The organism is Acinetobacter sp. Q186-3, from assembly GCF_013420655.1.
Taxonomy (GTDB): Bacteria; Pseudomonadota; Gammaproteobacteria; order Pseudomonadales; family Moraxellaceae; genus Acinetobacter; species Acinetobacter indicus.
This window is the reverse complement of record NZ_VOXS01000021.1, coordinates 17,322-32,872: the sequence shown is the minus strand read 5'-3', so window position 1 is coordinate 32,872 and position 15,551 is coordinate 17,322. Positions and strand designations below refer to the sequence as shown.

The window sequence follows — 15,551 nt, the reverse complement described above, 5'->3', positions numbered from 1 at the left end:
CTGCAAGCGCTGTGTCTGCAGCGGTATAGGCTTGCTCTGCATCTTGTACCAGGTCAGCAATCGCCTGAAGTTCATCTGGAATGCCATTCTCATTGGCATCGTTCACCGCAGGGATCTCGATATCTGTCAACGCATCCAAACGATCTTGGAAGCCTGCTGCTTGCACTGGATAATCCGCAACAATGCCATCTACTGCTGCTTGTGCATCAGCTTTAGCCTCTTGCGCTGCATCACGTGCTGCCGTTAAGGCATCAACTTCGTCTTGTGTGACAGCTTCATCTGAAAGTGCATCGGCAAGGGCTTGCTCTGCCGCTGTATACGCTGCTTCCGCTGCTGTAACCAAATCGGCTACATCTTGAATATCATCTGGAATGCCATTCTCATTGGCATCATTCACCGCTGGAATCTCGATATCCGTCAACGCATCCAAACGATCTTGGAAGCCTGTTGCTTGCACTGGATAATCCGCAACAATGCCATCTACTGCTGCTTGTGCATCAGCTTTAGCCTCTTGCGCTGCATCACGTGCTGCCGTTAAGGCATCAACTTCGTCTTGTGTGACAGCTTCATCTGAAAGTGCATCGGCAAGGGCTTGCTCTGCCGCTGTATACGCTGCTTCCGCTGCAGCCACCGCCGCTTCTGCACTGGCAATTAATCCGTTTAAGTCATCAATTACACCATCACCATCTGCATCTGTGACCACAGGGGCAAGCAATTCAGTCAAGGCATCTACGCGTTCTTGTAGCCCGTCTTTCTCAACTTGTACTTCTGCCGGTAACGCATTTACTGCATTTTGTGCGATGGCTTTTAGTTCGGCAGCTTCATCAATCGCAGCCTGGGCAACTGCCTGCTCTGCTGGTGTGATGAGACCATTACCATCTGTATCCGCATCAGCAATCGCTTGCTCGGCTTCGGCATAAGCTGATTCCGCTGCAGCCACCGCCGCTTCTGCATCCGCGATTAAGCTGTCCGTTGCATCGTCAATACCATTGCCGTCTTGGTCATTCACCGCTGGAACTTCAAGATCCGTCAAGGCATCCAGACGATCTTGCAGACCATCTTTGTCTGTACTTTCTGGTAACGCAGTCACAGCGTCTTGTGCCGTTTGTTCAGCTTCAGTTGCTGCATCCACCGCATCTTGAATCGCTTGCTGTTCTGCTGGGCTGATCAGGCCATCTTCTTGAGCACCTGCAATTACATCTTCTGCTGCCTGGTGTGCATTTTCAGCATCAGTCACCAGGGCTTCCGCTGCTTCGAATGCATCATCGATACCGTTACCATCTGCATCCGTGACTGCTGGTGCAGTTAATGGGATCAAGTCATCTAGTCGACCTTGTAACCCGTCTTTCTCAACTTGTACTTCTGCCGGTAAGGCATTTACTGCATTTTGTGCGATGGCTTTTAGTTCGGCAGCTTCATCAATCGCAGCCTGGGCAACTGCCTGCTCTGCTGGTGTGATGAGACCATTGCCATCTGTATCTGCATCAGCAATCGCTTGCTCGGCCTCGGCATAAGCCGTTTCCGCTGCTGCTACTGCAGCTTCTGCACTGGCAATTAATCCGTTTAAGTCATCAATTACACCATCACCATCTGCATCCGTGACCACAGGGGCAAGCAATTCAGTCAAGGCATCTACGCGTTCTTGTAGCCCGTCTTTCTCAGCTTGTACTTCTGCCGGTAAGGCATTTACTGCATTTTGTGCGATGGCTTTTAGTTCGGCAGCTTCATCAATCGCAGCCTGGGCAACTGCCTGCTCTGCTGGTGTGATGAGACCATTGCCATCTGTATCTGCATCGGCAATCGCTTGCTCGGCCTCGGCATAAGCCGCTTCCGCTGCTGCTACCGCCGCTTCTGCATCTGCAACTGCCTGCTCAACCGCATCATCAATCCCATTGCCGTCTTGGTCATTCACCGCTGGAACTTCAAGATCCGTCAAGGCATCCAGACGATCTTGCAGACCATCTTTGTCTGTACTTTCTGGTAACGCAGTCACAGCGTCTTGTGCCGTTTGTTCAGCTTCAGTTGCTGCATCCACCGCATCTTGAATCGCTTGCTGTTCTGCTGGGCTGATCAGGCCATCTTCTTGAGCACCTGCAATTACATCTTCTGCTGCCTGGTGTGCATTTTCAGCATCAGTCACCAGGGCTTCCGCTGCTTCGAATGCGTCATCGATACCGTTACCATCTGCATCATTCACTGGCGGTACTGTGATTGGATCATTGATGGCATCGAGACGATCTTGCAACTCTTCTTTATCTGCACTTTCAGGCAAGGCTGTGACTGCATCTTGCGCAGTATCTTTGGCTTCTGCTGCTGCATCTGCCGCATCTTGAAGCTGCGCTTGCTCTTCTGAGGTAATCAAGCCATCTTCTTGCGCCTGATTTAATAGATCTTCTGCAGCCTGTTGAGCCTCTTCTGCTGCAATCACTAATTGTTCTGCAGCTGTAGAATCTACTGGTGTATTTGATGATGCACTATCAGAATCTGAACCTACCGCAGCAATAGTCGCTCCTGCAGCTACAGCTCCAGTGACCCAAGGCATCAGGGCAGCAAGTGTATCAGCGTATAACAGTGGACTAATCGTTTCGATAAAATGATATTTAATTGTAGGAAGGATCTCGCCAGCAGCATTTGCGAACTCTGCCCAATACAGCTGCTCTCCATTATCAAAAACAATATGATGGCTATCTAATGGGTCATCAAAATAGCTTTCGATCACTACCTTTTCGCCATTTTTCAGGTTCACTATTGCTGCATTTCCCTCTCGAGTAATACTCGCCACATCCTCAATTGCTGTATCAATCTTGACAACAGAGTTTTCAGATAAAGTAACCGTATTCGTATCAGCAGACAGCAATAACTGCTGTGTCTCTTTCGAAGTAACCGCTATATTTGGCATACCCTCTTCCTTTTTATGATCGTATCTTTATGTAAAGTTAGGTTTTGAAATTATTCTTCTTAGCAAGAGTTGGCATTTTTATCGAGTTTATACTCAGAACATACTGATTAATATTTCTTATCAAAATACTCGGATTTAAAAACTAAAATTTAGAATGTGATAAGCATTTGTTTTAATTATTTTTTTAAAATGAGATATAATTATCAATTAAATCAAACAAATGCAAAATTATCATTACTTTTATTTATTTATTTTAATCACATCACATAAATTAACTTATTGTATTGAAAATGTTGAAAATTACACAGCAAATACACACAATTACAAACAAGATAAATATAAATAAAAAAAGTTACATTAATTCTTTTTAAGTATTTGAAGATTATTAAAAAACAAAAAAGACGCGATACGCGTCTTTTTATAAAAATTCTGAATCTTTAAGCCGGAATACGTAACACCTGTCCAGGGAAAATATCATCCGCATCTTTTAACAAAGGACGGTTGGCTTCAAAGATTTTATTGTACTGATTGGCATCACCATAAAATTCTTTTGAGATTTTAGACAGGGTATCGCCTGATTTAACTGTATAGAATTTACTTTCTGGTTCAGGTGTTGCCACAGTCATCTGATCATCCACTTGCGCGACATGATCAATATTTCCCACCGCCAGTACAATTTTTTCACGATCAGCCTGGCTTTGTACCTGCCCTTTAATCGTGGCTAAATCGGTCTTGCCATTGTAGTTCACAGAAAGGCCCGTAATTGGTAAGCCTAAAGATTTAATATGTCCTAATAATTTATTGGCCATTTCCTGTGCAGACGGTTCTGCTGGGGCCGCTGGTGCAGCCGGTTGTTGCTCTGCCGGGGCAGTGTTTTTCTTACCAATACCTTTTACAAAATCAAAAAGTCCCATTGTTATTCTCCAGCTTTTATTTGATGCAATTGATTTTTATCAATCATTTGGAATTGCGTGCTTTCTTTTTATAACGAAAAAATACACAGGAGAGCGTTGCGCTTGGTTAGATAAAAGTAAGCTTATGTAATTTCGGCCGGCCATAAAAAAACCACCCAAAAGGGTGGCTTTTCTTAGCATCTGCTAAAAATCTTTAATTAACCAAGTTTTTTAGTCACATAGTCAATTGCAGATTGAACAGTTGTAATTTCGTTTGAATCTTCATCAGGAATTGTGATGTCGAAATCATTTTCGAAAGACATTACAAGTTCAACCAGGTCCAGAGAGTCTGCACCTAAGTCATCCATGAAAGATGCTTCGTTTTTAATCTCTTCAGCTTTAAGACCAAGTTGTTCAGCAACCGCTTGTTTAACGCGTTGTTCGATATCGCTCACAGGAATTCTCCTCATTGCTTGTGGCGTTTTTAATGCCGTTAGTTTAATTGAATCTATAAGTTTTTGAAAGTTTATACATGAGCTTAATTCATGTATAAACCACCATTTACATGTAACACTGTACCAGTGATGTAACTTGCTTTGTCAGAAGCCAAGAAACTCACTGCATTGGCGATATCTTGTGGATCACCTAAACGGTTTAATGCCACTTGCTCACTCATTTTTTTGCGAATTTCTTCACTTAACTGTTCGGTCATTTCTGTTGCAATAAAACCGGGTGCAACAGAGTTGACTGTAATTTGACGGCTGCCCATTTCCTTGGCCAGGCTGCGGCTAAATGCCTCAATCCCTGCTTTGGCCGCAGAGTAGTTGGCCTGTCCCGGATTGGCAAAGTGTGCCACCACTGAACTAATATTAATAATGCGACCGAAACGCGCTTTGGTCATGCCTTTCAGTACACGTTTAGACAAACGGTAAACGGCTTTCAGATGGATGTTGAGGATATCATCCCAGTCATCTTCAGACATACGCAGTAACAAATTATCTTTGGTAATACCAGCGTTGTTCACCAAGACCAGTACCGGACCATAGTTTTGTTCGATGTCCGAAATGAGCGCATCAATTGCCTCGCCATTACGAACATCCAGGACTTTACCCGCACCCTGTTCACCAAAGCCTGTGCTCAGTTTTTCTGCACCTGCTTCAGAAGTTGCTGTCCCAACCACAAAATAACCGTCTTGAATAAGCTGCTGAGCGATGGCTGCACCAATCCCTCGGCTTGCACCTGTCACCAATGCGACTTTGCGTTCTTGTGTCATGCAATTTTCCCTTCAGCCACTAAAATGGCATTTAAGGCATCCTCCAGACGACTATTGTTGTCAATCGGGAATGCTTTTTCTATGTGAGGTAAGCGTTTTGCAAGGTTCGCCAATACATTCCCTGGACCACATTCAACAATGTACTGAATGCCCTGGTCTTGCAGGTACTGCATGGTGTTTGTCCATTGCACAGACTGATACAATTGAGCAGTCAAAGCCTGACGCAATTGAGCAACATCAGTTGCTACAGCTGCGCCCACATTTTGTATTACAGGAATGCTTGGTAGCTCAATGGCAGTTTGTTCCAAAGCTTGTGCGAACTGTTCTGCAGCCGGTTTCATCAGTGAACAGTGCGATGGCACTGACACCGGAAGCGCAATAGCTTTGGCTGAATTTTCTTTGGCTAGTGCGATGACTGCATCTACCGCTGCTTTATCACCAGCAACTACCACCTGACCTTGGGCATTGTAGTTGGCTGCTTCAACTGAACCGGTGCCTTGTGCGGTAGCTTGCGCACACAGTTCAATCACTTTGGCATCTCCCAGACCCAAAATGGCCGCCATAGCGCCCTGGCCTTGTGGCACAGCCGACTGCATGAGTTTGCCACGCAGATTGACCAGCTTCACGGCATCACCCAGTGATAACGCACCAGCCGCTACCAGCGCGCTGTATTCGCCCAGAGAGTGGCCAGCCAGATATTTGGGTGCTACACCACCCAGCTCCAGCCAGACACGCCACAATGCAATACTGGCGGTCAATAAAACCGGCTGGGTAAATTCTGTTTGATCTAAACCTTCACCACTTTGCGCAATGTGCCATAAATCAAAACCGATTGCGGCCGATGCTTCCGCAAAAGTTTCACGCACACCAGCAAACTGTTCTGCAAGTTCTGCCAGCATGCCGACTTTTTGTGAACCTTGTCCAGGAAACACAAATGCAGTTTTTGTCGCTTGCTCGAATCGTGTAGCAGACATATAAAAATCCTTTCGTGTAGAGCTGTTTTAAACAGGGTACGCCCCTTCAACAGTTCTTTTTTATGTAAGCTGATCGTTGGTGCGAAAATTTAACACTATTTTTCGGGTGAAGTAATTGCGAAAAACAACAAAAAAAGGGAGCTTACGCTCCCATTTTTTCCACTAAGCTTGACGCTTAATGCTTGTCAACAATTATTCAGCATCAGCTGCTTTAGCGAATAATTGACGACCACGGTAGATACCATCTTTAGATACGTGGTGACGACGATGAGTTTCACCAGTAGCTTGGTCTACAGTTAATGCATTCTCGGTTAAAGCGTCATGTGAACGGCGCATGTCACGGCGAGAGCGACTTTTACGGTTTTGCTGAACGGCCATGATGGCTCCTTACAAAGATCGAAAAAATGGATCAGAACAAATTCAGTTGTCTTAACGCAAAATTATAACATAATTTTTAGTTAAGTTTACCCTTCAAACTTGCCAAAACATCAAACGGATTATCCCGTTTTTCTTCGACATCGTTCTGAACGGCAGGTTGATGCTTGTGTTCGCAAGCGTCATGCTTAGGCGACAAAGGCAGCAACAATAACAGTTCATCTTCTATAAGTGCGAGTAAATCAGCCGTCGCCGGTGAATCATAATCACCTTTGCTGGTTGCTTCACTTTCACCCAGAACAATGAAATCAGCATCCTCATCCAAGCGCTCTATCAGTGACTCATCATCTACAAGCGCTAAATGGAAGTCTAAAACAAGGTCAATTTCCACAGTATCCAGACAGCGCTGGCATTCCATTGGAACTTGTGTTTCAACGTGACCATCTAGCCATGCAATGCGATGATAGGCATCCATTGATAGCTTACAGTCTATGTTAATCAATTGATCATCAATTGATCCAACAGCTTCACGAGCAATACGAGCAAAGCGAGACAATGGCAGGGTACCTGACCATGTAAAGCCCTGTTCAGCCCATTTAAACGGCTCAATCTGTGCCGGAAAGGTATTTGCTGACATAATTAAGGCGGCAATTCTACAAATTCATCAGTACTCTGTCAAAGATTAAGATACAATTTTGTACTTATTTAGACAGACCAATTGGGTAAATTAAGTCATGCATCTGTTGCAGCCGCAAACAGAAGTGAATGTTTCATCACTCGTTAGCACACTTTCAACGCTCGATTCTGACATTTCACCTGACCAAGTGCAACTCTCGGACTGGTTGAAATTATCAACAGAATCAGAATACGTCGATTGGCTCATCTTACACTTTAATCACTGGTTTTCCCACCACAATGTCAACCTGGTGCGTGGTGATTTTGAACCGGAGTATTTTCCCGCCACCGCAGACACCCCTGCCCGCATCCAGTTTGCGCATGGTTTCTTTAACAGTGCCCTGCATGAAATCAGTCACTGGACCATTGCCGGTGAGGAACGCCGTAAACAGCCCGATTTAGGCTACTGGTATGCTCCGGATGGCCGCACGGCTGAGCAGCAGGCCCTGTTTGAGCAGGTCGAAATCAGGCCGCAAGCGATTGAATGGATGTTTGCCACTGCATTTGGACGCAAATTCCGGGTTTCTTTAGATAACCTGACCGGTGAAGGCGGCGATGGTGCCTGCTTTAAAGACAATGTTTATGCCCAGGTACAGCGTTATTTTCGTGGTGAAGCCAAACTGCCACGCGATGCCAAACGCTTTATTGACTGTATCTGTTTATGTACCCGGCATGGCAAAAGCTTACATAGCGATGAATTTGCAAGAGAAATGCTTGATTAAATTACATAAATCAACGCTCTGGATACACAGAGCTTTGTACAATGGTCTGAAAAGCGAATCATCATCAGATCAGGAGAAAAGAATATGCTGCATTTAAGAGTTCATCCTGAAAATCCTCAGCCCCGTTTAATTAGTCAGGCAGTAGAACGGATTCGTGCCGGCGATGTGGTGGTCTATCCTACCGATGCAGCCTATGCCATTGGCTGCCAGATCGGGAATAAAGCGGCTATGGAACGGATTGCCCAGATTCGTGGTCTTGGCCCTAAACATCAATATGCAATTTTATGTTGTGACCTGTCCGATATTGCCACTTATGCCAAGGTCGATAATGCCATGTATCGCCTGCTAAAAAACAATACCCCGGCAGTAACCACTTTTATTTTACCGGCCACCAGTGAAGTGCCGCGCCGTCTGATGCACCCGAAAAAGAAAACCATTGGCCTGCGTATTCCGAGCAATCCGGTTTGCCAAATGTTACTGAAAGAGCTGGATGAACCGCTCTTGACCTCCACCCTGATTTTACCGGGGCAGGATGATCCACTGGATGATCCTTATGATATTGAAATGCAGCTTGGTAAACGAATTGATGTGTTTATTAATAGTGGCCTGGGGACTTTAGCCACCACCAGTATTGTCGATTTATCTGGTGACCAGCCGGAAATTATCCGTCGTGGTATTGGTGATGTGAGTGCGTTTGAATAACGGCGCTCAGCGCCACCTCAGGAGGAAACGGTATGGATTTATTTTATCTGTTGCTGAATCTGCGCGAGTTTCCAAAAAGCCAGCTAATCTATGCGACCCAACCCTGGTCTCTGGAAGCTGAGGTTCTACTGCTGGATGCAATACCCAACCCGGCTGCCGTGCTCTCTATCGGACAGCAGGTGTATCATCTGCTGTCGAGTGTTGAAGAGGCCTATATCCTGTCCTTAAGATTAGGCCACCAAAACCTGTGCAGCCGTGAAATGTGTCAGCAACTGCTGGAACAGCTTGAGCAGTCCGCTTTATCACGTGTTTGATCTGAGGTGAGTTTTTCTTGCTAAAACCCTTATCTGTATGCGCTTTTAGGCCATATCTTCTACTGTATTGAACGTGATTTTTCCTGCTTTTTCGCTGCAGAATTGCCATCTACTTTTGCTTTTTTTCGCTTTTAGTCATTTGGGTAATTTATTTCATGGTCAATTTCCATTAAACTACGCGCAATTAACCCCATGCTTTCTTTTCGATGTGAGATCGAATGTAAAGCTCTTTTCATGCCTTTGAAAATTCGCGTGGCCTAAAACTGTAATGAATCAATCTGTGCATCCTGCTATGGACCAAGTCCCGCACATCCGCGTTTTGGATGAGTGGCAAGAGACGATTCCTGAGGATTTATATATTCCTCCTGCAGCATTTGAAATTCTGTTAGAGCATTTCGAAGGCCCGCTCGACTTTCTGATTTACCTGATTCAAAAAAACGGCTTTGACCTGCTACAGGTTGATATCGCACCGATTGCCTCTCAGTATTTGGCTTATATGGATGCGATGAAATCCCTGAATATTGAGCTGACCGCAGATTATATGGTGATGGCTGCCCTGCTGGCCGATTTAAAATCGCGTTTGCTGCTGCCGAAACCCAAAGCCATCAGCGAGCTGGAAAAAGATCCGAAGCAGGAACTGATTGACCGGCTGGAAAATTATTTACGTATTAAACAGGCGGCTGAACGTCTGGGGCAAATGCCGGTGTTAGAGCGTGATACCTTTAATACCCATGTCAGCCTGGGCCAAGTGGCGTATAGTAATGAGGGTCATGAGGCCAGCCTGTTACGTGATGCGCTATTTTGTGTATTTAATCGCCCTGAACCGGTGATTCACCAAATTCAGCAGGAACCGGTGTTACTGGAAGAACGGATTGCCTATATTGAAGCAAAGCTGCAAAGCGGTGAAGTGCTAGCGTTTGCCGAGCTGCTCAAGCCGAGTCAGGGCCGTATGGGCATGGTGGTAACGTTTATGGCGATTCTGGAACTGACCCGCCAGCAAAAAGTGGCAATTGTTGCCAGTGGTGTCGAAGCACCGCTGGCCATTCAGGGAGCACAGGCCTAATGTCAGAGCAAACCCTTAACATGTCCAGTGATGAACAGCATCATGAAGTGCTGATGCAGCTAGAAGCCATTATTTTTGCCAGTGATGCACCGGTATCGCTGGCACGTCTGAAAGAAGCATTTCAGGCACGCTATAGTAAGGCAGAATTAAAAGTCTTTTTACAACAACTGGCCATGCTGCAACATGGCCGGTCTATTGAACTGGTTGAAACTGCGCAAGGTTTCCGTTTTCAGGTACGGGCCAAATATCGTACCCTGATTGCACAGGCCTGGCCGGAACGACCAACCCGTTTATCCCCGTCTTTACTCGAAACACTGGCTGTGATTGCTTACCATCAACCGGTGACCCGAGCAGATATTGAACAGATTCGCGGAGTATCAAACAACAGTCAGATTCTCAGAACGTTGTTTGACTGGAACTGGATTAAGGAATCCGGTTTCCGGGAACTCCCTGGAAGACCCGCGTTGTTAGTCACAACGCCACAATTTTTAAATGCATTTGGCCTGACCTCTGTCGGTCAATTGCCTCCCCTGCAGGATGCCAAGGAAGCTTTCATGCACCTCGATGCCCAGGCACCGAGATCGTGAATAGGTGAACTGTTGATGATAATTTCTAAGGTTATGCTGTCATGAGTGAAAAATTGCAAAAGGTACTGGCACGCGTTGGTTTGGGTTCTCGCCGTTATATGGAAGAAGTCATTGCCGCTGGTCGTGTAAGTGTCAATGGCCAAGTGGCCCAGGTGGGTGAGCGTATTGAACCAGGCGATGAGCTTCGTATCGATGGTCGTAAAGTCAGCTTCCAGATTGAAGATGAAATCCGTCGCCGTGTGCTGATTTACTACAAACCGGAAGGTGAAATCTGTTCACGTAACGATCCGGAACAACGCCCGACCGTATTTGATCATTTACCATCAATCGCCAATGATCGCTGGGTCATGGTCGGCCGTCTGGATATCAACTCGACCGGTCTGTTACTGTTCACCAATGATGGCGAACTGGCAAACCGCCTGATGCATCCATCCAATGAAATTGAGCGTGAATATGCGGTCCGTGTAATGGGTGAAGTCACGCCACAAATCCGTAACAACATGCTGCGTGGTGTGGTACTGGATGATGGCCCGGCCAAGTTTGAATCCTTCTCTGAAATTGGTGGTGATGGTATCAACCGCTGGTATCAGGTGGTGGTAAAAGAAGGTCGTAACCGCGAAGTACGTCGTATTTTCGAATCTCAGGGCTTAAAAGTTAGCCGCCTGCTACGTACCCGTTATGGTACCGTGATTCTGCCACGTGAACTGCGTACTGGCCGCTGGATGGAACTGGACAAGAATGACATCGACAACCTGACCAAAGCGGTTGAGCTGAAACCACGTCAGGGAACCGGTCTGTACGGTATGGCTAAACGCCGTAATGAACGTATGCAGGAAAAACCGATGGCAGCGCGTCGCGGTGGTTTCTTGCGTCAGCAGCGCCGTGACAATGAAGCAGCGCCAACGTCTTCAACCCGCGGCCCGCGTGATGATAACTTTGGCAATCGTGAACGTCGTGAAAACCAGAATGGCACACACTTTGCCCGCCGTGATAACCCAAATGGCAACAGCTTTGGCCGTCAAGAGCGTGATGAACATGCGCCACGCAAACCATTTGGCAACAAAAGCTTTAGAAAGTTTTAAGCTGCCTAGCAAAAAGCCACTCAATTGAGTGGCTTTTTTTATCACAGTTTTAATCCAAAACTGGAATCTCAATCCATTTTGCCTCTGGAAAATGCCGAGCCAAATAGGTTTTTAAATACTCAGCGGTATCTTTAGAAATCAGCGGATCTTGTGATTCATCTTTCAGGTTATAGGCCAGCGCATACAGCGACAGCCCTCGCGCCATCAACGCTTCCAGACTTAATAAGGTATGGTTAATGCTACCCAGACGTCCTGAACTGACCAGAATCACCGGATACTGCTGCTCGGCAATATAATCAATCGTTAACATTTCCGTGGTGAGCGGCACCATCAGGCCACCAGCGCCTTCCAGTAGTACCACATCAAAACGCGCTGCCAGTTGCTCTGTCGCCTGGCGGATGTTATTGAAATCAATCTCACGGCCATCAATTTTGGTGGCCAGATGCGGCGATGCTGGATAAGTGAAAATTTCGGGCATGGTCAGTTTGCTGTCATCTTCAGGCAACCAGCCACAGCCCATCATCTCCCGATGTTGCTGGATATCTTCCGAAATATCAGTATTGCCAGTCTGAATCAGCTTTTGGGTAATGGTTCGCTGCCCTTCAGCACTCCAGACCTTGGCCAGATAACCGGTGGTATAGGTTTTGCCAATTCCGGTATCAATTCCACTGACAAAATAGATCTGTGCCATTAGCCTGTGCTCCGTGCAATACAATAAATCGGATGATAACTGAGCAGATATTCCTGCTGGCCGGCCACATTCAGCCGGGAAAACTGCCGATAGGCCTGATAAAACTGCTGCAAACTGTGTTTGGTCCAGCGGTGCCCGGAAGCGGTACCCGTGACCCCGGTGGCTTTTAAATGCTGCAATACCTGACGTGGATGTTCAAAAGCCAGGGTTTTGACAGTTTCAGACAAATACACAATTTCGAAGCCTTGTGACTCCAGACAGCGGCGCAGTTCCGGCAGGCTGAAATAATCCAGCCCCTGCCCGGTCAGGGCTTTAATTTCCTTGAGATTGTCCGGACCAAAACTAGAAAAACATAAATAACCCGAAGGCTTTAAAGCATGGGCGATTTTGGCAAACAGCTGCTGCAGATTCTGCATCCATTGCAAGGCTGAACTCGAAATCAGCACATCCAGCTGTTCTGGAAAAGCAATCTGCTCGGCATCGCCAATCCACCATTCGGTTCGGGAAGTAGAAAACGGTTGCTGCTGGACTTCTGGATACAGGTCATTGAGCAGCAACTGCTGCACCTGAAAGTGCTGCTCCAGCGCACGGGTTAAAGCCCCCGTACCACAGCCAATTTCAAACACCCGTCCCAGTTTTCGACTGGTTAGATGTGACTGCATCAGCCGAACCAGTTGCTGGCAAATCTGCTGCTGAATCACCGCATGCTGCAAATAGCTGTGATGCGCCTGGGCAAAACGCCGTGCCACTTGCGATTTATTTACAGACATCGCTGACTTGTCCATCATAACAGCGCCACGCATTGCGCCAGCTCACTGGACTGAATCTGCGCGGTCAGGCAAATCCGCAGCCGTGAACTGTTTTGCGGTACGGTCGGCGGACGTACCGGCATGATATAAAACCCAGCCTGCTGTAGCTGCTGTGCCTTTTGTACGGCTTTTTCCGATTCGCCCAGAATTACCGGCACAATCTGTGAGGTCGATGGACAGGCATAGCCTTTGGCTTCAACCTGCACTTTTAATTCCTGGCTGATCTGCTGTAAATGCTGGCGCTGGGCTTGCATCTGCAACATCTTCTGGAACATAAACCGGGTCCAGGCCATATTCAGCGGCGGCTGCGCGGTACTGAAAATCAACGGGCGCATGCGGTTAATTAAATAGTCACGGATCAACGGATGGCTAATCAGATATCCACCGACTGATGCCAAGGTCTTGCCAAAAGTCCCCACCAGAAAATCAATCTGCTCCAGCACCGCATACTGCTCTGCACAGCCCAGCCCCCGCTCTCCACGTACGCCAATGGCATGTGCTTCATCAACATACAGCATCACTTTCGGATAACGCTGCTTTAACTGCACCAGTGCCGCCAGATCGGTTTCATCACCATCCATACTAAAAATGGATTCGGTCACGACTATAATCCGTTCAATTTGCGCATCGTCATGATACTGTTCCAGCAGCCGGGCCAGATGCGCCAGATCATTATGCCGGTAGCGCACCGCCTTGGCAGAAGATAAACGGATACCATCAATCATGCTGGCATGGACCAGCTTGTCAGCCAGAATCAGGGTTTTACTGTCGGCCAGTGCCGGTAAAATCCCGATATTCATATGGTAGCCACTGTTAAACAGCAAGGCGGCACGGCCAAAGGCCTGACTCAGACTCGTTTCCAGCTGCTCATATTCCGGGAAGTTCCCGGTCAGCAAACGCGACGATGAGGCGCTCATACGGCGCTCGGCTGCGGGGGTTAAGTCAAAAAATTCTTCACGCAAGCTGACATCGCTGGCCAGCCCCAGATAATCATTACTGGACAGATTCAGCATGCGCTGCCCGTGAATCTGAATCATGCGGCCATGTTGCAGATTGGACTGAAACTGGCGCAAATTGGCAGTGCGTTTTAACTGTTCCAGCTGCTGGGCATAATGGTCGAGCAAACTCATGCGGCATTCTCCTGCATCTGGCGAACCACCTCGGTCAACTGGGTCAGCAAGTAGTGCAGTTCATCTGCTGAAATCACATACGGCGGCATCACATAAACCAGTTTGCCAAATGGCCTCACCCAAATGCCCCGCTGTACAAACTGCTGCTGCAGGCTTTGCATATCGACTGGCGTAGTCAGTTCAACCACCCCAATTGCGCCCAGCACCCGCACATCCTGTACATGACTCAGCTGAGCCAGTGGCGTTAAAGCCTGTTTCAATTGCTGTTCAATCTGCTGAATCTTGGCCTGCCAGTCCTGTGCCAGCAAGACTTGAGTACTTTTCAGTGCCACCGCACAAGCCAGCGGATTGGCCATAAAAGTCGGGCCATGCATAAACACGCCAGCTTCCCCCTGACTGATGGTGTCTGCCACCTGCTTGCTGGTTAAAGTTGCCGACAGGGTCATATAACCACCCGTCAGTCCTTTGCCAATACACATGATATCCGGCTCGACTCCGGCATGTTCCCAAGCAAATAACTTGCCGGTACGACCAAAGCCGGTGGCAATTTCATCAAAAATCAGCAGCAGACCATACTGCTCGCATAAACGCTTGGCCTGACGCAAATATTCAGGATGATAAAAGCGCATACCGCCCGCGCCCTGTACAATCGGCTCTAGAATCAGTGCGGCCAAGGTATGCTGATGCTGGGCCAAAGCCTGTTCCAGATCGGCAATATCATCTGGGTTCCAGTCTTCATCAAAGCGGGTTTGTGGTGCCTGTACAAATAAGCGATTCGGCAGACTTGAACCAAAAATCTGATGCATGCCAGTGACCGGATCGCAGACCGACATCGCATTCCAGGTATCGCCATGGTAGCCGGAACGCGGAGTAATAAAATTGGTTTTTTGTGGCTGGCCTTGCGCAGTCCAGTACTGCACCGCCATTTTTAACGCGACTTCAACCGCCACGGAACCGGAATCGGCATAGAAAATCTTATCCAGACTCGGTGGAGTAATTTGCAGCAGTAATTTGCCCAGCTCAATGGCCGGATCATGGGTCAGACCGCCAAACATGATATGTGACATCTGCTGTAACTGGTCGGTCACAGCCTGATTCAGTTCAGGATGGTTATAGCCATGAATAGCACACCACCACGATGACATGCCATCAATCAGACAGCGGCCATCTGCGAGTTCAATGGTCGCACCATAAGCCCGCTTTACCTTGAAGGTCGGCAGCGGCTGGGTCATGGAAGTATAAGGATGCCAAAGATGTTGCTGGTCAAATAAATCGGTCATCCCGGACTCCCTGTCTGGTTTAAAATCTGCATGAGCTCGATCTTACTCCCGCCACACAGAAAAAGAAATTGCGGGAATTATC

Annotated in this window: 17 protein-coding genes; 6 read left to right on the top strand and 11 right to left on the bottom strand. The window is 47.4% G+C overall.

Translation table 11 applies throughout. From position 1 onward, the window contains the following. The 7 genes from FTT64_RS13045 to FTT64_RS13015 all read right to left on the bottom strand — a co-directional run. Nucleotides 1-2,899, bottom strand: a 2,899-nt coding sequence (locus FTT64_RS13045; protein ID WP_180182467.1) for a BapA prefix-like domain-containing protein, incomplete at its 3' end; no start/stop codon positions are given. Between the two features lie 437 nt (nucleotides 2,900-3,336). Then, the gene (gene lysM / locus FTT64_RS13040) at nucleotides 3,337-3,813 is read right to left on the bottom strand and encodes a peptidoglycan-binding protein LysM (protein WP_005175989.1); all 477 of its coding nucleotides are present in this window, start codon (nucleotides 3,811-3,813) and stop codon (nucleotides 3,337-3,339) included. A gap of 197 nt (nucleotides 3,814-4,010) precedes the next feature. Further along, on the bottom strand, nucleotides 4,011-4,247 hold the full coding sequence (gene acpP, locus FTT64_RS13035; protein WP_001279871.1) for an acyl carrier protein: 237 nt from the start codon (nucleotides 4,245-4,247) through the stop codon (nucleotides 4,011-4,013). Between the two features lie 83 nt (nucleotides 4,248-4,330). Next, nucleotides 4,331-5,065 carry a 3-oxoacyl-ACP reductase FabG gene (gene fabG / locus FTT64_RS13030; protein WP_045796367.1) on the bottom strand — a complete coding sequence of 245 codons (735 nt, stop codon included), beginning with the start codon at nucleotides 5,063-5,065 and terminating at the stop codon, nucleotides 4,331-4,333. Beyond that, nucleotides 5,062-6,039 carry an ACP S-malonyltransferase gene (gene fabD / locus FTT64_RS13025; RefSeq protein ID WP_180057494.1) on the bottom strand — a complete coding sequence of 326 codons (978 nt, stop codon included), beginning with the start codon at nucleotides 6,037-6,039 and terminating at the stop codon, nucleotides 5,062-5,064. Before fabD ends, fabG begins: the two co-directional genes overlap by 4 nt. Nucleotides 6,040-6,231: 192 nt before the next feature. After that, a complete protein-coding gene (rpmF, locus tag FTT64_RS13020; protein WP_005175977.1) occupies nucleotides 6,232-6,417 on the bottom strand; it encodes a 50S ribosomal protein L32 in 186 nt (61 codons plus the stop codon). A 76-nt stretch (nucleotides 6,418-6,493) separates the two neighbouring features. Continuing rightward, nucleotides 6,494-7,051 (bottom strand): DUF177 domain-containing protein, encoded by a 558-nt coding sequence (locus FTT64_RS13015; protein ID WP_005175975.1) that lies wholly within the window; start codon nucleotides 7,049-7,051, stop codon nucleotides 6,494-6,496. 97 nt (nucleotides 7,052-7,148) lie between these two features. On the opposite strand from FTT64_RS13015, the gene FTT64_RS13010 reads away from it, so the two are divergent. The 6 genes from FTT64_RS13010 to rluB all read left to right on the top strand — a co-directional run bounded on the left by FTT64_RS13010 (nucleotide 7,149) and on the right by rluB (nucleotide 11,559). Beyond that, nucleotides 7,149-7,811, top strand: a complete 663-nt coding sequence (locus FTT64_RS13010) for an elongation factor P hydroxylase (protein ID WP_180057496.1) — start codon at nucleotides 7,149-7,151, stop codon at nucleotides 7,809-7,811. A gap of 84 nt (nucleotides 7,812-7,895) precedes the next feature. Then, nucleotides 7,896-8,513: an L-threonylcarbamoyladenylate synthase gene (locus tag FTT64_RS13005; protein ID WP_180057499.1), complete on the top strand. Its 618-nt coding sequence runs from the start codon at nucleotides 7,896-7,898 to the stop codon at nucleotides 8,511-8,513. 32 nt (nucleotides 8,514-8,545) lie between these two features. Further along, entirely contained in the window at nucleotides 8,546-8,827 is a 282-nt protein-coding gene (locus FTT64_RS13000) for a hypothetical protein (protein WP_160241554.1), read from the top strand. Between the two features lie 268 nt (nucleotides 8,828-9,095). After that, on the top strand, nucleotides 9,096-9,890 hold the full coding sequence (locus FTT64_RS12995; protein WP_016659867.1) for a ScpA family protein: 795 nt from the start codon (nucleotides 9,096-9,098) through the stop codon (nucleotides 9,888-9,890). Nucleotides 9,891-9,910: 20 nt separating this feature from the next. Next, nucleotides 9,911-10,477, top strand: coding sequence for an SMC-Scp complex subunit ScpB (gene scpB / locus FTT64_RS12990; protein ID WP_370459243.1), 567 nt, complete (start codon nucleotides 9,911-9,913; stop codon nucleotides 10,475-10,477). A 41-nt stretch (nucleotides 10,478-10,518) separates the two neighbouring features. Beyond that, nucleotides 10,519-11,559: a 23S rRNA pseudouridine(2605) synthase RluB gene (gene rluB, locus FTT64_RS12985; RefSeq protein ID WP_005175954.1), complete on the top strand. Its 1,041-nt coding sequence runs from the start codon at nucleotides 10,519-10,521 to the stop codon at nucleotides 11,557-11,559. Between the two features lie 49 nt (nucleotides 11,560-11,608). Here the strand turns inward: rluB and bioD are convergent, their stop codons facing one another. From bioD to bioA, 4 genes are read right to left on the bottom strand one after another with little or no spacing between them, the layout of a single operon-like run. After that, nucleotides 11,609-12,250: a dethiobiotin synthase gene (bioD, locus tag FTT64_RS12980; protein WP_005175948.1), complete on the bottom strand. Its 642-nt coding sequence runs from the start codon at nucleotides 12,248-12,250 to the stop codon at nucleotides 11,609-11,611. After that, nucleotides 12,250-13,020: a malonyl-ACP O-methyltransferase BioC gene (gene bioC, locus FTT64_RS12975; protein WP_228278727.1), complete on the bottom strand. Its 771-nt coding sequence runs from the start codon at nucleotides 13,018-13,020 to the stop codon at nucleotides 12,250-12,252. The genes bioD and bioC overlap by 1 nt, the downstream gene beginning before the upstream one ends. A gap of 14 nt (nucleotides 13,021-13,034) precedes the next feature. Further along, complete coding sequence (locus FTT64_RS12970; RefSeq protein ID WP_168414485.1) at nucleotides 13,035-14,189, bottom strand: 8-amino-7-oxononanoate synthase; 1,155 nt, start codon at nucleotides 14,187-14,189, stop codon at nucleotides 13,035-13,037. After that, nucleotides 14,186-15,469, bottom strand: coding sequence for an adenosylmethionine--8-amino-7-oxononanoate transaminase (bioA, locus tag FTT64_RS12965; RefSeq protein ID WP_016659862.1), 1,284 nt, complete (start codon nucleotides 15,467-15,469; stop codon nucleotides 14,186-14,188). The genes FTT64_RS12970 and bioA overlap by 4 nt, the downstream gene beginning before the upstream one ends. Nucleotides 15,470-15,551 lie beyond the last annotated feature (82 nt).

Excerpts from the sequence above, each read along its gene's own strand:
- rpmF (WP_005175977.1), bottom strand. The coding sequence starts at position 6,417 with ATGGCCGTTCAGCAAAACCGTAAAAGTCGCTCTCGCCGTGACATGCGC.
- scpB (WP_370459243.1), top strand. The coding sequence starts at position 9,911 with ATGTCCAGTGATGAACAGCATCATGAAGTGCTGATGCAGCTAGAAGCC.
- lysM (WP_005175989.1), bottom strand. The coding sequence starts at position 3,813 with ATGGGACTTTTTGATTTTGTAAAAGGTATTGGTAAGAAAAACACTGCC.
- FTT64_RS13000 (WP_160241554.1), top strand. The coding sequence starts at position 8,546 with ATGGATTTATTTTATCTGTTGCTGAATCTGCGCGAGTTTCCAAAAAGC.
- rluB (WP_005175954.1), top strand. The coding sequence starts at position 10,519 with ATGAGTGAAAAATTGCAAAAGGTACTGGCACGCGTTGGTTTGGGTTCT.
- FTT64_RS12995 (WP_016659867.1), top strand. The coding sequence starts at position 9,096 with ATGAATCAATCTGTGCATCCTGCTATGGACCAAGTCCCGCACATCCGC.
- bioD (WP_005175948.1), bottom strand. The coding sequence starts at position 12,250 with ATGGCACAGATCTATTTTGTCAGTGGAATTGATACCGGAATTGGCAAA.
- FTT64_RS12970 (WP_168414485.1), bottom strand. The coding sequence starts at position 14,189 with ATGAGTTTGCTCGACCATTATGCCCAGCAGCTGGAACAGTTAAAACGC.
- bioC (WP_228278727.1), bottom strand. The coding sequence starts at position 13,020 with ATGTCTGTAAATAAATCGCAAGTGGCACGGCGTTTTGCCCAGGCGCAT.
- bioA (WP_016659862.1), bottom strand. The coding sequence starts at position 15,469 with ATGACCGATTTATTTGACCAGCAACATCTTTGGCATCCTTATACTTCC.
- FTT64_RS13010 (WP_180057496.1), top strand. The coding sequence starts at position 7,149 with ATGCATCTGTTGCAGCCGCAAACAGAAGTGAATGTTTCATCACTCGTT.
- fabD (WP_180057494.1), bottom strand. The coding sequence starts at position 6,039 with ATGTCTGCTACACGATTCGAGCAAGCGACAAAAACTGCATTTGTGTTT.
- FTT64_RS13015 (WP_005175975.1), bottom strand. The coding sequence starts at position 7,051 with ATGTCAGCAAATACCTTTCCGGCACAGATTGAGCCGTTTAAATGGGCT.
- FTT64_RS13005 (WP_180057499.1), top strand. The coding sequence starts at position 7,896 with ATGCTGCATTTAAGAGTTCATCCTGAAAATCCTCAGCCCCGTTTAATT.
- fabG (WP_045796367.1), bottom strand. The coding sequence starts at position 5,065 with ATGACACAAGAACGCAAAGTCGCATTGGTGACAGGTGCAAGCCGAGGG.